The sequence below is a fragment of the Kaistella sp. SH40-3 genome, from assembly GCF_030686865.1.
In the GTDB taxonomy this organism is placed as follows: domain Bacteria; phylum Bacteroidota; class Bacteroidia; order Flavobacteriales; family Weeksellaceae; genus Kaistella.
The window spans coordinates 214,097-229,731 of the sequence record NZ_JAQYUS010000003.1 but is presented as its reverse complement, the minus strand read 5'-3'; the positions used below and the strand labels follow the sequence as shown (position 1 = coordinate 229,731).

Here is a 15,635-nt window from a genome sequence, read left to right as displayed (position 1 = left end):
AAGAATTTACGTCCGCAATAAAAAACAGCATTTTTGTTTATGATTTGCGACTTTGTCATAATGAAAAATTACTGCTGCTGTATGATTTTTTAGATTAAAGAATATCTTGTAATAACTTGCTAAGGCAAGAAGTTTCGGTTTGCTAGTTGTTAATTTTATTTATCTTTACGCCATGTTTTATTTGTTTTTCCTGCTTGCCGTTTTACTTGCGTTTTGTTTACTGCTGTCCGTCATTAAAACTGGTAGATTCAAATTTTGGGCGAAAGCGCTTCGGATTGTTATTGTGGGAATTTCCGTGGTGGTTTTTGCTTATTATTTCATTCAGAAAAGTGTGGATCATTTCCTGAAAGATTCTCTCACGATACAAGTTGTAAACAAATTGCCATTTCCATTAGATTTTTATATTATTAAAATCAATGAAGATTCTGATCCTGATTTAAAATACGAAACCAGGCATCTTGGCAAAATTAGAACAGATTATTACAGAATCGATTATTTAAAAATGGATCAATCAGATCAGTTTTGGGTAGCAGGATATATGGGTAAAAAGAATTTGGTTTATTTCTCTCAACATTCAATTCCCAATAAAAATGAAGATCAAATCGTTGAGGTCAGAAACTATATCGTGCAAAGTTCTAAGTTAGCAGATGTGGCCAAAGTTGAAATTGAAGCGCTCAAGTTCGATAATATAAAAACCGCAATTTGGATGACTTTGGGATTGCTTCTTTTATTTCTGAATCTTGCAGTTTTGCTTAGAAAAAATAAAATAAAAAAAATCAGATAATTATTTTTCAATAAATATCTGATTCTAAATTTTACGTTTACAAGAAGAAAACATTTTAAAGAAAATATTTTACCAGAATTAGTAAGCAAACAATTTCTAATTTTTCATATAAAGACATTTTCTTTTTTTTGCGGTTATTATTCAATTGAACTTTATTGCTTAGATCTAAATCTGCATTTCTACAACTTCCCATTTCTTTACTTAAAGAATTACAGGCTGAATCAAAGCAATCATCTACGTCGAAATTAAATGTTTTCATAATGGTGATTTTTTACATTTTATTTTATCTTGAATAAAATGTTCTGTTTTCTAATACAAATTTCAACAAAATAAGAGGCGAAACATACGAGATAAAGACCCAAATTAATGTCAAAAATCACCCTTTTTTTTATGGTGCTTTTACAAGATAAATTAGAAATCATCCCTAAATATTGCTAATGACACAAAATGTTATTTAGGAAAATGTACTTTTTTTTTGGTACTGAGATACTTTATTCATCGCGTTTTTCGATTTGTTCAAATTAATCTGGAGAAGTGTTTACATAAAACAAATCCCGAGAAATTTCCCGGGATTTGTTTATTTTAAAAAAAAGTAAAATTGTTTATTTACCTTTCTTTTCTTTCAATGCTTCTTTATCTTTATCAGACGGATTCCAAACTTTCACTTCAGAATCTTTATTAATTCCTGATAAGATCTGAACATTAATTCCGTCGCTTGCGCCGAGCTTTACATTCACTTTTTTGAATTTTCCGTCCGGCTGTTTTACTTCAACGAAAGAATTATCTTTTCCATTCACCTTTTCATATTGAATTAGAGATTCATCCAAAAGCAAAGCATTTTTCTGAGAACTCAAAATAATTTCTCCGTTTGCAGAAAATCCTGCGCGGATATATTCATTGGTTTTATTAAAAACGTCGGCTTCAATTGGGAATTTAATCGTTCCATTTTCCTCTTTTCCTTTCGGTGCAATCATCGTTACACGACCTGGAAAAGATTTATTTTGCAAAGCACCGATGACCACATTCATATCCAAACCTTCTTTCAATTTTCCGGCTTGTGCTTCGTCAATCGTTCCTTCAAAAATAAGAGAATTTAAATCTGCGATGGAACAAATAGTACTTCCTGCATTAAATGAATTCGCCTCAATGACCTGACTTCCAACTTTTACGGGAACTTCTAAAACAGTTCCATTCGCTTTGGATCGAATTTGAGTGGTTGCCAAACCAGCCAATTCTGGAGTTGCACCCGTTTTTGCGATTTGTAGGTTTTTTTGAGCCGTTTGTCTTTGTTGTTGCGCATTTCGTAATGCTTGCTGCGTAGATTGTAATTGCTGTTGTGCCGAAATATATTCTTGCTTAGAAATTACGCCTTGCGAATACAATCTTTCTTGCATTGCAAATTGTTTTTGCTGTTGCGATACATTAATTTGAGCATTGCTAATCTGCAGATTCGCGTTGTTAATTTCTTGTTGTGCAGCGTTCACATTCTGAATGCTCGGTACAATTCTAATGGTCGCAACCAATTGTCCAGCGGTAACTTTATCACCTTCGGTCACTAGAATTTTATCGATAATCCCAGAAATATTGGGTTTGATTTCAATTTCCTCTCTCGGTACAATTTTTCCAGTTGCCATTACTTTATCGTCCATGTTTTGAACGAATGGTTTTTTAGTCAAAAACTGTTCGCTTTCTTTAGAATTGGATGAGATCAGATATTTAATTCCCATAAACAGTGCCGTGGCAAAGATTACTGCCAAGAGAATATAGATGGCTTTTTTTAAAGTGAACTTCTTTTTCATATATTTCGTTTATTTTTTAATTATTTTTTTGGGCGACTATTTCCGCCCTCCATTCCCGCTTTTTTGTTCGTCGTGCCTCCTCGCAAAAAGAGCTCCATTCAGGTCGGGTCGCAATATCGTCTTGAGTATTAAAATTAGTTTTTAAATTACCCCTTATTCATTACCGATTATTCAGATCTCAACGCTTCAATCGGACGAATCTTCACCGCTCGTTGCGCCGGAATCATGCCGACAATTAAACCTAATACTACCATAATCGCCATCGCACCGAAAACCTGTCCATAATTTACTGTCGGATTATAAAACGGAAAAGTATCCTGGCCTTGAGTCACCGCATTCAGAATCATCAGCAGGAAGATTCCGAGCATAAATCCCAAAAGTCCTGAAGACAAAGTAATAACCACACTTTCTAGTAAAATCTGATTCCGTACTTCTGCGGGTTTTGCACCCAAAGCACGGCGAATACCAATTTCTTTGGTTCTTTCTTTTACTGTAATCAATAATATATTTGATATCGCAATAACGCCGGCTAAAATGGTTAATGTTCCCACTGTAATTGTTAGTAACTGCATTCCTGTAAGAAATCCGGTCAGTTTCGCAAATTCTTTTCCGAGGTTAAAACTTCCAAAAGCATTGGTGTCTTCTGGCGAAACATTATATTTCTTTTTGAGTTCATTTTTTACCTGATCTTCAACAACGCTCAAATCAGCATCGGGTTTACTTACAATTGCAAAAAATCCAACTTTGTCGCCTTCATTATACATTTTGGAAAAAGTGGAAAAGGGGATAAAAGCGGACTGGTCATTTTCTGGTCCACCCGTCTTTTTAACTCTAAATACTCCGATGACATTAAAGAAAATACCTTTCACATTAATGGATTGTCCAATTGGATTTTCATTCTTTTTAGCATCGAAAAAATTTTTATAAATCTCTTCACCGATGACGATTACATTTTTATTTCCGGTAATATCGGCGTCATTTAAATAACGTCCGAAAATCAGTTTCTTCTCAGAGATTTTATTTCCAACTGGGAAATCGCCCGTTAAAGTATAAGTTGCATTTTTTCCATTTCTCGAAAAAGATTCTCCTGGAGTACCGAATTTTCCCCGTGAACTTTGAGGAGAAATATAGTCGATTGCCTGAACTTTTTGTGGAAGCAGATCAAGGTCACTTAAATGCAAATCCATTTTTCTACCCTTCGGAAATCCATCATAAGGAATTGAAGTATTCTGCGCCCAAAGGAAAATAGAGTTGGTTGCAAAGCCAGAGAAAACTTTATCAAAACCATTTTCCATTCCTTTTGCAGCGCCCAAAAGGGCAACAAAAAGAAACATTCCCCAACCTACGCCAATCATGGTTAGAAAGGTCCTCAACTTATTATTTTTCAGGGAATAATAAATTTCTTGCCAGGTATCTATTTTGAAAATGATGTTCATAATGTCAATTTCTTAAAGTGAGTAAATTCACTAATTAGTTCGAAATTAATTTAAATGGTGTTTGTAAAGTCTTTTCTCTATATTCTTTCATCAGCAGAGCCTATTCGCTTCTCAATGCTTCAATCGGTTTAATTCTACTGGCGCGATATGCTGGTACAAATCCTGCAATCAGCCCGGAAATAACCAGACTTACAAAAGCCACAATAACTAATCCCCACCCAACGGAAGGATCTACAATAAAATATTTTTCTAAACTGTCGCCGAGTAAATGCAAGGTCAGAATTCCTAAGGCAACACCCATTAAACCAGAAACTACCGTAATGACGATACTTTCCTGCATAATCAAACCGACAATGCTGCTGGGTTTTGCTCCAATTGCTTTTCGAACGCCAATTTCCTGTGTTCTTTCTTTAACAATGTAAACCATAATATTACTGATTCCGATAATTCCAGCGAGCAAAGTTCCCATACCGATAAAACCAACAATTAAGGTGATAATGAATAAAAATTGAAAAGTCTGACCCATATTTTTAGCATTATTCCTTACGACGACACCATTCTCATCATCGGGAGAAACTTTGTGTTTTGCTTTTAATTCTTTTTCTACTTGTTCACCATATTTAATGGCTTGGTCTGGAGTAAGATTGGTATTGTAAGTCAAGAAAATAGTACTTACGGTATCTGAACCTTTCTTGAGTTGTTGCAGAGTAGTAATAGGAACGGTAATCATTCGTTCATCGAAATCCCCACCATCATCGGAAAACACTCCAACAACTTTAAACATGCTTCCATTAATATCCAAATCTTTTCCAATTGGACTTCCGTTTTTTATTAAATCACGCTGAACCATTCTACCAATCACAGCAACATTTTGTTTGCGGTCCAGATCCATAGGATTAATGTATCGGCCTTCTGTTAATTTACGGTTTTCGATAATAATCTCGTCAGGATTTGCACCGCTAATTTGATAGTTTCCGCTTTCTTTTCCGTATTTCACGGTCATGTTCGAGGAATATCTTGGTGTGGCACTTTCTAATTTTTCAGGTTCTTCATTGGTGATTTTTTCGTAATCCTCATTTTTAAGAACGATTTGGCGATCTGATTGTAAACCGCCGTAAGCGATGGTGGTTTTTCTGGTGAAAATTGTGATCAGGTTCGTTGCGTCTCTGGCGAAGCCTTGAGTAAACGCATTTTGCAAACCAGTACCAATGCCAAAAAGTACGATGAAAATATATAAACCTAAGGCCACTGTAAAGCCGGAAAGTACTGTCCGCAGTACATTACTGCGAATCGATTCGAATATTTCTCTCCAGCGGTCGAGGTCAAACATAATTTTTAATTCTATTTATTTTTATAATGAATTCACCATTCAGTAATTCATTGTTAAGCAAATCTGCTATTGCAAAACTCTTTGAGTAATAAATTCATCACTTTCGATAATACCGTCTTTTAGAATGACGTTTCTTTTCGTTTCTGCCGCAACATCAGGTTCATGGGTAACGACAATAATGGTTTTCCCCTCGCGATTAATTTCCTGCAGCAATTTCATAATGTCGTAGGTTGTTTTAGAATCCAGTGCTCCGGTAGGTTCATCGGCCAAAATTACTTTTGGATCAGTAATTAAAGCGCGGGCAATAGCAACTCTTTGTTTTTGTCCACCTGAAAGTTCATTTGGCAAATGGGTCGCCCATTCTGCAAGTCCAACTTTCTCTAGATATTCCATGGCTCTCTGGTTTCTTTGTTTTCTGGGAACATCCTGATAGTAGAGTGGCAGTGCTACATTTTCTAAAGCAGTTTTATAACCAATTAAGTTAAAAGACTGAAAGATAAATCCGAGAAATTTACTTCGGTATTCTGCGGCTCTCACTTCTGAAAGATGCTCAATAGGAATTCCATCGAGTTCATAAATCCCAGAATCTTTCTCATCTAAAATGCCGATGATATTTAATAAGGTCGATTTCCCAGAACCCGAACTTCCCATAATGGAAACAAATTCGCCTTCATCAATCGAAAGATTAATTCCTTTTAGAACATGGAGTTTGCTCTTACCGGTGTCGTATGATTTATTCAGGTCTTTAATTACTAACATCAAGTGGGGGATTAATTTTATAATAGGTAGGATTAATATTTTATTTGTTACAATTTTACCTTCTAATTATTTTTTCTTACGCTGTTTAATTTAGTTGTATTATCATATTTGGGTTTACAGCGACATGTTTAATAAATATGGTTGTAAAACGTTACTTCAATAATTCAATCTTTGGGATTGCTTTATAGGTACGCCGTCTGTGTGATTGTGGAAAACTTTTACACCTTATAGTCAATCAATTAATCATTACGGCTTTCTTAGTATGGTTTCATTTCCTATTTTTGTACGGAACGCATTAAAGGAGAAATTCTATACATTCTAGTTAATTCTTTTTGCAACCATTTAATAATCATATCGTTATATAATTTTGCTTTTCCAAGAGAAGTGATTTAAAATTAATTTTTACCATGGGAATTTTTGACAAAAGAGTAGGGTACAAACCATTTGAGTATCCGGAAATCTTACAGTTTGTGGAAGCGATTAACAAATCATTTTGGGTGCATTCTGAAGTTGATTTTACGGCAGATGTTCAGGATTTTCATTCTCAGTTAGAACCTCATGAAAAAAACGCGATTAAGAACGCTCTTTTAGCCATTGCCCAAATCGAAGTTTCTGTAAAAACATTTTGGGGAAATCTTTATAATCACATGCCGAAGCCGGAATTGAATGGATTGGGTGCTACGTTTGCAGAATGCGAATTCCGTCACTCCGAAGCCTATTCCCGTTTGTTGGAGGTTTTAGGGTACAATGACGAGTTTAATCAGGTAATCGAAATTCCTGCCATTAAAAAGAGAATTGATTTTCTATCCAATGTTTTAAAACATGCGAATTCAACAACGCATAAAGAATACGTTTCTTCGCTGTTATTATTCAGTATTTTAATTGAAAACGTTTCTTTGTTTTCTCAGTTTGCGATTATTTTATCGTTCACAAGATTCAAAGGTTACATGAAAAATGTATCCAACATTATCGCCTGGACTTCCGTTGATGAGCAAATTCACGCCAATGCGGGGATTTATCTGATCAACAAAATCCGTCAGGAACAACCTGATTTGTTAACCGATTCAGACATCGAAGATATTTACACTTTGGTTGATCATTCCATCAATGTAGAAGAAGAAATCCTGGACTGGATTTTCGAAATGGGAGAAATCGATAATGTGAGCAAGGAGAACTTATTGAACTTCATGAAATTCCGTGTGGATGACAGTTTGAAGAAAATTAATATGAAAACCCGTTACAATATTTCGCCGGAACAATACCGTCCGATGGTTTGGTTTGAAGAAGAAGTTTTCGCCAATTCAATGGATGATTTCTTCGCCAAAAGACCGGTGGACTATACCAAACACGATAAGAGTATTACAGAGAACGATTTGTTCTAGTTTTATTTGGGCGCCTTTTTCCGCCTTCCACTCCCAATCTTTTTGTTCCGCTTTGCTTCACAAAAAGGATTTCCGTTCAAGTCGGGGCGTAGTTGGGAATATTAAATATAATTGGGATTTTAAACGAAAGAATTTCCAGCAGTATCGAAATTAACCTTGTCAAGGTTCGAAACCTTGACAAGGTTTTAAACTGAATTAGAAAATCTTCGAAAGAAAAAAGACAGAAATAAATAGCCGCGATTGAAACGGTATCCTTTTTTGGTGATTGAGCGCAGTCGAAATTACCGAAAAAGATAGAGTGGAAAGCGGGACCGTGATAGAAAAGAAGCGAACATTTTATGCTTCTGGAAAAATTAATAAAAAACACATTGTACGCGGTACATTTTAGAGAGAGAAAATATGGAAGAACAATCAAAAATCTGGTGGCTGAACGAAGAGTCGGAGCAAATGTTAAACCGCGGCTATTTGTTGAAAGGCGAAACCGTAGATGGTGCCATTACCAGAATTACAACAGCAGCCGCGAAAAGATTATATAAACCGGAATTGCAGCCTGCCTTTGAGGAAATGATCAGAAAAGGCTGGATCAGTTTCTCCTCGCCGGTTTGGGCAAATATGGGAACTGAACGCGGTTTGCCGATTTCCTGTTTCAATGTTCATGTGCCGGATAATATTGAAGGAATTACGCACAAATTAGGGGAAGTGATTATGCAGACCAAAATTGGGGGCGGAACTTCCGGATATTTTGGAGAATTGAGAAACCGTGGAACAGCGGTTACGGATAACGGAAAGTCTTCGGGTGCAGTTTCTTTTATGAAATTGTACGATACTGCAATGGATGTGGTTTCGCAAGGTGGCGTTCGTCGTGGTGCTTTTGCGGCTTATCTGGATGTCGACCACGGAGATATTGAAGAGTTTTTATCGATTAAAGATATTGGAAGTCCGATTCAGAATTTGTTCACCGGAATCTGCGTGCCAGATTACTGGATGCAGGACATGATCGACGGCGATATGGAGAAACGTAAAATCTGGGCAAGAGTTCTTGAAAGCCGTGCACAGAAAGGTTTACCGTACATTTTCTTCACCGATAATGTGAACCGTAATAAACCACAAGTTTACAAAGATCAGGGAATGACCGTGAATGCAAGTAATTTGTGTTCGGAAATCATGTTGCCGTCCAGCGAAGCGGAATCGTTTATCTGCTGTCTTTCTTCGATGAACTTAGAATTATATGACGAGTGGAAAGATACGGATGCGGTGAAATTAGCGATCTATTTCTTGGATGCTGTTTTGTCGGAATTCATTGAAAAAACAGAAGGGAATTATTATCTGACCGGAGCGAGAAACTTTGCTTTGCGCCACAGAGCCTTAGGTTTGGGGGTTCTCGGATACCATTCTTATCTGCAGAAAAACATGATTCCGTTTGAAAGTTTTGAGGCGACCCAGTTTAATGCAAAAGCCTTCAGACAAATTAAAGAGCAGTCGATTGTTGCTTCTCAGGAGTTGGCGAATATTTATGGTGAACCGGAATTGTTGAAAGGCTACGGAATGCGTAATACCACAACGATGGCGATTGCTCCTACGACTTCAAGTTCTGCGATTTTGGGACAGACTTCTCCGGGAATCGAGCCGTTTGCGTCAAATTATTATAAAGCAGGTTTGGCGAAAGGAAACTTTATGCGTAAAAATAAATACCTCGCGAAATTACTTCAGGAAAAAGGAATCGACAACGAAGATACATGGAGAACAATTATGTTGAATCACGGTTCTGTTCAGAATCTTGCGGAATTGAGTGACGAAGAAAAAGCAGTATTTAAAACATTCAGAGAGATTTCTCCAATGGAAATTATTTCTCAGGCTGCACAAAGACAACAATATATTGATCAGGGACAATCACTGAACTTGCAAATCCCATCGACTATGCCAGTGAAAGATGTGAATTACCTTTATATCGAGGCTTGGAAGAAAGGCGTGAAATCTTTGTATTACCAAAGAAGTTCTTCTGTTTCGAAAGAAATGATGGTGAACTTTGTGACGTGTTCGAGTTGTGAAGCGTAAACATTAGAGAAGAAAAACATAGACTTTATACAAACCACAGGATTATTTCTGTGGTTTTTTTATTAAACTATTTTGAATGATCTGCGATTGATTTTTCTAAAATGCCAGCAGATTATAGTTCATTGTGAACTTTCCTAAGTAAAACGCCTTTGCGAACTTAAAAGCGAGTTAGAAACAGAATGTTTGTAAGAAAACTTTGTATTTCTTTGCGTTAAATATTTTTATTACGTTTGAATATTAATAAACATAAATCTAAAATCCATAACTTTAAACCTCTAATTCTAAATCAGCACCAGTTTTGAAATTCGGATAAGTAGAAGACCCGTCGCAAATTGATTTTACACTTCCTAAAGATCATCTAAGAACCAAAGAAATTTTAAAGGAAAATCAGTCCAAAGATTTCAATGTTTCCATCGGGTGCGCAAAATGGAACAAAACCGATCTGAAAGGATTTTATCCAAAAAGGACTAAAGATGAATTGACGTATTATTCGACGCAGTTTAATTCAATTGAGTTGAACGCTACGTTTTACAGCATGCCGTCGCCCGAGCAGGTTCTAACCTGGAAAGATAAAACGCCGGCTGATTTTAAATTCTTCCCAAAGATTCCAAATACGGTTTCGCATTACAGAAGACTGTTGAATATTACCGATGTGGTGACGCAATTTGCAACTTCCGTTTTAATTTTTGATGAAAAATTAGGAATGGTTTTTCTGCAACTCCACGATAATTTCAAACCGAAAGATGACGAGCGTTTAGAAAAATTTATTCAGGACTGGCCAAAAGAAGTTCCGCTTGCCATAGAATTAAGAAATAGTGAATGGTTTGCAGATGAAGAAATTTTCAACAAAACAACGGACCTTTTTGAGAAGCACAACATTACCAATATCATTGTAGATACGGCTGGAAGAAGAGATATGTTGCATATGCGGCTTACGACACCAACTGCATTTATCCGTTATGTTGGCGCCAATGCCGAAAGCGATTACACCCGACTTGATGACTGGCTGGAAAGAATTAAACTTTGGAAGAAAGAAGGCTTGGAAAATCTGTATTTCTTTGTTCACCAGAATATCGAGAAAGCCTCTCCGCTTTTATCTGCCTATTTTATTGAAGCAGTAAATAAAGAGTTTGATATGAAAATTCACGTTCCGGTTATGGCAGAAGTAAAAACCAAATTCTAGATTATTTTAAAATTGGTGGTTTCCACTTTTTACTCGATTTTAAATTAGTTAAAATTGAGTAGAAAATAATAAAGGACTTATTTGTCTTTTATTAAATTATTATTTACATTTGTTCTAGTTATAAAAATATGTTTTCAAAGTCATGTGAATATGGTATTCGTGCAGCGATTTATGTTGCCAAGCATTCTCTTAAAAATGAGAAAGTAAGTTTAATAGAAGTAGCAAAACATACCGATTCCCCGCCCGCATTTATGGCGAAGATATTACAGAAATTAACCCGAACCGAAGTGCTGTCTTCTATTAAAGGTCCGAATGGTGGGTTTTTTATAACAGATGATCATTTACATTCAGTATCACTCCTAAATATTGTATTAGCAATGGATGGTGATGGTATTTTTGAAAACTGTACGTTAGGTCTCAGAAGATGTGATGGACAAAAACCTTGTCCGATGCATTTCAGTTTTGTGAAAATTCGGGACGAGATGAGGGAAACCTTACAGAGGGCTACGCTGAAATCTTTGGCTGAAGAAGTCTCCGATGGGATTACGTTTTTAAAGCGCTAGTTTTTTTTACTACAATAAAGGACAATTTTATCTTTTAATATTTCTATATGAATAATTCACTATTTGGGGAATCGGGTATTCAGATTACGGTACTTCTCATTTTAATACCAGTGCTTGCTGGTTTAGTCATTGCTATTGTGAAGACTTATGGAACGTACAAAGACTTAAAAAACCAACGTAAACTTTTAGAATTCCGAAAAAAGATTGAAAGGCTCTCTCCAGAAGAACTCGCGGTTTACGAAAAAAAGAAAAAAGAAGATGATTATCAACTTCCTCACAATGCATTGTCTGGTGAATTACCGCCTTCAGATGAGAAAGGAATTATTCACAATATTAATTCTATCGAAGAACTTCGGGTAATACCTCACAAGAAAAGTTTTGTTCCTCAAAAATATGTTTCACCTGAACTCGCAAAATTAATTTTATATTTTATCGGATTCTCTATTTTTTGGTTGCTGTTCGGAACCACGGTTGGAGAGTACTTGGGAATTAAATTTGTTGCGCCAGATGCCGATCATGTAAGTTGGTTAAATTTTGGGCGGCTTCGTCCTGTACATACCAATATGGTATTTTGGGGCTGGGCTTCTTTTGCAATGGTTGGATTGTCATATTATGTAATTCCGAGAGTAAGTAATGTTGGGATTCACAGTCTCAAAATCGGCTATTATTCGTTAATCCTTATGAATGCTGCAGTTTTGCTGGGAACCATTTCATTAATGGCTGGAATTAATAATGGTGGTGGTGAATACCGAGAATATATCTGGCCAATTATGGCGCTCTTTGCCATAGCAATCATTTTGACCCTTTATAATTTCTTGATGACCGTGGCAAATCGGACAACCAAAGAAATCTATGTTTCGAACTGGTATATCATCGCTGCCGTAATGTATGTGATTGTTATCTTGGTGGTTGCATATCTTCCATTTTGGCAGGATGGACTTGCAGAAACTATTATTCAGGGGTATTATATGCACCAAGGGGTAGGCATGTGGTTTATGTTTTTATGTTTGGGATTAATGTATTATTTCCTTCCGCAACAGTTAAACAAACCCATCTATTCTTACAGTTTAGGAATCTTGGCATTTTGGACTCAAATTTTATTCTACACCTTAATTGGAAGTCACCACTTTATATTCAGCGCAATTCCTTGGTGGATGCAAACCGTTGCAATTGTTGCCAGTGTGGGTATGGTAATCCCTGTTGTTGCAGGAACAGCTAACTTTTTACTTACATTTAATGGTGCTTGGTATCAGGTTAAAAGTTCATATACGCTTCCATTTTATCTCATCGGAATAGTTTTCTACTTCACGGGCTCAATGCAGGGAACGGTAGAAGCATTTCGATTTACGAATCTCATTTGGCACTTTACCGATTTCACGGTTGCTCACTCCCATTTAACCATGTATGGAATTATCACTTTCATGCTGTGGGGTTTTATTTACACTTTGGTTCCAAGACTTACCGGAAAAGAACCACCAAAAATTTCAGTGGGTCTTCACTTTTGGTTAGCGTTAATTGGATTGATGTTTTATACCGTTTCATTAATGATTGGTTCTACGGAAAAAGGATTGCTTTGGATGGATAGTAAACCATTTATTCAAAGCGTAGTTTTAATGGCTCCTTACTGGCTGTGGCGTGCCATTGGTGGAACAATGATGTGGATTTCACACTTTGTGTTCGCTTATAATTTCTACAAAATGATCAATAAAAAACCACATGTGATTATTCCTACAACGCCTGCAGAAATTTTAGAAGCCAAAAGACAATTAAAAAATACAGAATTCATCCCTACAAAATAAATTGGAATAATGGAATTTTTAAATAATCATAAAACTTTGTTTTGGTCAGCATTACTGTTTTTTCTGTTTCTAACGTTACAGATTGCCATATTGCCTGCTTTTACCAATCAACAAATTTATAAACCTCTTCCTGATGCAAAACCTTTAACAAAAGATGAACTTGCAGGTAAGGCCATTTATATAGAAAATGGTTGTATCGCCTGTCATACGCAACAGGTTCGGGAAGTGGAAATGGATAAAGTATTCGGAAGCAGACCAAGTATCCCTGCAGATTATGCCGGCAACCACAGAACCGACGTTTGGCGAAACACTGCAAATTTATTAGGTTCAGAAAGAACAGGTCCAGACTTAACTGCAATCGGCGAGAGACAACCGAGTAGTGATTGGCAATTGCTCCACTTGTATCAACCAAGAGCAGTGGTCAAAGAATCAATAATGCCTTCTTTTTCTTTCCTTTTTGTGGAGAAAGATTATTTAGATAAAGGGGACGTGGAAGTAAAAGTTCCCGCAGAATTTTTGAGAAATAAATTTAAAAAAATTGTAGCCACTAAAAAAGCATTGCAACTGGTGGCTTATTTACAAAGTTTGAAACAAACAAAATTACCAGAAGGAGTAAAACCTCAAGAATTCCTTTATAAGAAAGAAGTGAAGAAAACTGCAGCGGGTGGTGGCGCAGATGCTTTGCCAGATGGTGGTGAACTGTTTACTGCGAACTGCGCAAGTTGTCACCAAGCCAATGGTGAAGGTTTACCTGGAGCATTTCCTCCATTGAAGGGAAGTCCGATTGTAGGAGGTGATGACATTGCAGTTTATGTGAATATTATTATGACTGGTTATACTGGTCGACCAGGATATGGACCAATGCCTGCAGTTGGTAAAAATGCCAACTTTACACCGGAAATGGTTACTGCAATTATGAATCATGAAAGATCATCTTGGGGTAATAATGCGAAACCAGTGACTTTGGAACAAGTGAAAGCAGTGATGGATCAAATGAAATAAATTATATAATCAGTAATTCAACATTAACAAAAATATTTAATGATTATGAAAACAATTAAAAATACCGCAATCTTCTTTTTTTTGTTAGTAGTCAATTTTGCCTTCGCCTGCGATGCCTGTAAACTACAACAACCAAAAGTTACCAGAGATTTTACCCATGGTGTTGGACCACGTGGAGATTTCGACTGGATTATTGTTGCCGTTATCGCAGTAATTACCATCTTAACTTTTATTTATTCTTTAAAGTTTTTGGTAAAACCTGGGGAAAAAGACCGAAACCATATTAAGAATTCTATTTTAAATTAATACCGTAAAAAATTAAAAGATGACCAAAGATAGCAGTTCCGTATATCTCTTCATCGACGATGAAATAAAACCACTTGCTGAATTACATACTCCAATTGTATTTGATTTTGATACCTCAAAACTTAGCGATGGAGAGCATGTCCTGAAAATTGTGAGCAAATCGCCGGCAGGTCGGGAAGGGATTAGAAAAATTAATTTCATCGTAAAAAATGGACCATCCATCAGTGTGGAAGGTTTAAAAGACGATGATATTGTCGATGGTATTCTTCCCCTGATGATTAATGCTTATGACAAGGGAAATCAAAAAAGTTTCGTAATAGAAGGAAGTGAAACTCCACAAACTGTTCCCGTTTGGATGTGGGTAATCATCATTTTAATTGCAGGTTGGGGCGCCTATTACGGGATAACCTATTTTAGTGGATTTCCGTACTAGTTTGAATTTTTTTTTCTTTTCAGATAAAATCCTGAAATTTATCTTTAAATTTTTCAGATTGGAGTAGTTTTTTATAAATTAAATAATAATTAAATTTATAATATTTAATTATTATTTTTAATGTCAAGGATATAATTTCTTTTAAAAGTAATTTGTATTTTTGCTCATTAAAAATTATTAAATTGACAAAAGAAATTATCCTTTTCGCATTATTCGGAACGAGTTTAATGTATGGCCAAGTTGGAATCAATAACGAAAGTCCAAAAGCCAATCTTCACATTACAAAATCTGCAATTACTACACAACCTGATGGTTTAATTACTCCGCGCTTGACAGGTGATGAGTTAAAAGCGAAAGATGCACTATATACAGCAGATCAAAATTCAACTGTGGTCTATGCTACTGCTCCAGTTACTACTACCAGTACAAAAACTTCAAATGTAACTACTCCTGGTTTTTATTATTATAATAGTGGTATTTCCAAATGGGTTGGGCTTTCTATGCCGAAGTTTTTCTATATGCCATCCGTTTACTTTGATACGACAACATTAGGTTCTTTTAGTAAAGATCTATACCAATTGTATTATGATCAGTTCACTAGTCCTGCAGCGAAAAACACTTCAGCTTCTGGAAAAATTCCGGTAGTGGGTAGAACGGATCTTGAATATTATATTACCTCATTTGATGCAACTGTATTTGGTCCAGTCACGATTACCGATGCTGGTGTTGTTAATTACACGGTAAAAGCCAATGCGAATGACGGTACTTTCTTGAATATTGTTTTCGTTGTTAAATAATTTTGGT

The 15,635-nt window shown here is 36.0% G+C and carries 15 protein-coding genes; 10 read left to right on the top strand and 5 right to left on the bottom strand.

Translation table 11 applies throughout. The features are described 5' to 3' along the window. The first annotated feature begins 172 nt into the window (after window positions 1–172). Entirely contained in the window at window positions 173–784 is a 612-nt protein-coding gene (locus PUH65_RS06950) for a hypothetical protein (protein ID WP_305519146.1), read from the top strand. Between the two features lie 55 nt (window positions 785–839). Here PUH65_RS06950 and PUH65_RS06945 read toward each other — a convergent pair whose 3' ends face one another. From PUH65_RS06945 to PUH65_RS06925, 5 genes are all read right to left on the bottom strand, one after another. Then, window positions 840–1,043 (bottom strand): hypothetical protein, encoded by a 204-nt coding sequence (locus PUH65_RS06945; RefSeq protein WP_305519145.1) that lies wholly within the window; start codon window positions 1,041–1,043, stop codon window positions 840–842. Window positions 1,044–1,386: 343 nt separating this feature from the next. Then, window positions 1,387–2,583, bottom strand: a complete 1,197-nt coding sequence (locus tag PUH65_RS06940) for an efflux RND transporter periplasmic adaptor subunit (protein ID WP_305519144.1) — start codon at window positions 2,581–2,583, stop codon at window positions 1,387–1,389. 167 nt (window positions 2,584–2,750) lie between these two features. After that, a complete protein-coding gene (locus tag PUH65_RS06935) occupies window positions 2,751–4,019 on the bottom strand; it encodes an ABC transporter permease (protein ID WP_305519143.1) in 1,269 nt (422 codons plus the stop codon). A gap of 100 nt (window positions 4,020–4,119) precedes the next feature. Continuing rightward, a complete protein-coding gene (locus PUH65_RS06930) occupies window positions 4,120–5,349 on the bottom strand; it encodes an ABC transporter permease (protein WP_305519142.1) in 1,230 nt (409 codons plus the stop codon). Window positions 5,350–5,415: 66 nt separating this feature from the next. Then, on the bottom strand, window positions 5,416–6,108 hold the full coding sequence (locus PUH65_RS06925) for an ABC transporter ATP-binding protein (RefSeq protein WP_305519141.1): 693 nt from the start codon (window positions 6,106–6,108) through the stop codon (window positions 5,416–5,418). 407 nt (window positions 6,109–6,515) lie between these two features. Between PUH65_RS06925 and PUH65_RS06920 the strand changes: the two genes are divergently transcribed. The 9 genes from PUH65_RS06920 to PUH65_RS06880 all read left to right on the top strand — a co-directional run bounded on the left by PUH65_RS06920 (window position 6,516) and on the right by PUH65_RS06880 (window position 15,628). Further along, window positions 6,516–7,490 (top strand): ribonucleotide-diphosphate reductase subunit beta, encoded by a 975-nt coding sequence (locus PUH65_RS06920; RefSeq protein WP_305519140.1) that lies wholly within the window; start codon window positions 6,516–6,518, stop codon window positions 7,488–7,490. Window positions 7,491–7,889: 399 nt separating this feature from the next. Next, on the top strand, window positions 7,890–9,545 hold the full coding sequence (locus PUH65_RS06915; protein WP_305519139.1) for a ribonucleoside-diphosphate reductase subunit alpha: 1,656 nt from the start codon (window positions 7,890–7,892) through the stop codon (window positions 9,543–9,545). Between the two features lie 331 nt (window positions 9,546–9,876). After that, the gene (locus PUH65_RS06910; RefSeq protein ID WP_305519317.1) at window positions 9,877–10,728 is read left to right on the top strand and encodes a DUF72 domain-containing protein; all 852 of its coding nucleotides are present in this window, start codon (window positions 9,877–9,879) and stop codon (window positions 10,726–10,728) included. 128 nt (window positions 10,729–10,856) lie between these two features. Then, window positions 10,857–11,291, top strand: a complete 435-nt coding sequence (locus PUH65_RS06905; protein ID WP_125025885.1) for an Rrf2 family transcriptional regulator — start codon at window positions 10,857–10,859, stop codon at window positions 11,289–11,291. A 47-nt stretch (window positions 11,292–11,338) separates the two neighbouring features. After that, the gene (locus PUH65_RS06900) at window positions 11,339–13,090 is read left to right on the top strand and encodes a cbb3-type cytochrome c oxidase subunit I (RefSeq protein WP_305519138.1); all 1,752 of its coding nucleotides are present in this window, start codon (window positions 11,339–11,341) and stop codon (window positions 13,088–13,090) included. A gap of 9 nt (window positions 13,091–13,099) precedes the next feature. Beyond that, on the top strand, window positions 13,100–14,092 hold the full coding sequence (locus PUH65_RS06895; RefSeq protein ID WP_305519137.1) for a cytochrome c: 993 nt from the start codon (window positions 13,100–13,102) through the stop codon (window positions 14,090–14,092). A gap of 45 nt (window positions 14,093–14,137) precedes the next feature. Continuing rightward, window positions 14,138–14,398 carry a hypothetical protein gene (locus PUH65_RS06890; RefSeq protein WP_305519135.1) on the top strand — a complete coding sequence of 87 codons (261 nt, stop codon included), beginning with the start codon at window positions 14,138–14,140 and terminating at the stop codon, window positions 14,396–14,398. A 19-nt stretch (window positions 14,399–14,417) separates the two neighbouring features. After that, window positions 14,418–14,831, top strand: coding sequence for a cytochrome C (locus tag PUH65_RS06885; protein WP_305519134.1), 414 nt, complete (start codon window positions 14,418–14,420; stop codon window positions 14,829–14,831). A 182-nt stretch (window positions 14,832–15,013) separates the two neighbouring features. After that, window positions 15,014–15,628, top strand: a complete 615-nt coding sequence (locus PUH65_RS06880; protein WP_305519132.1) for a hypothetical protein — start codon at window positions 15,014–15,016, stop codon at window positions 15,626–15,628. Window positions 15,629–15,635 lie beyond the last annotated feature (7 nt).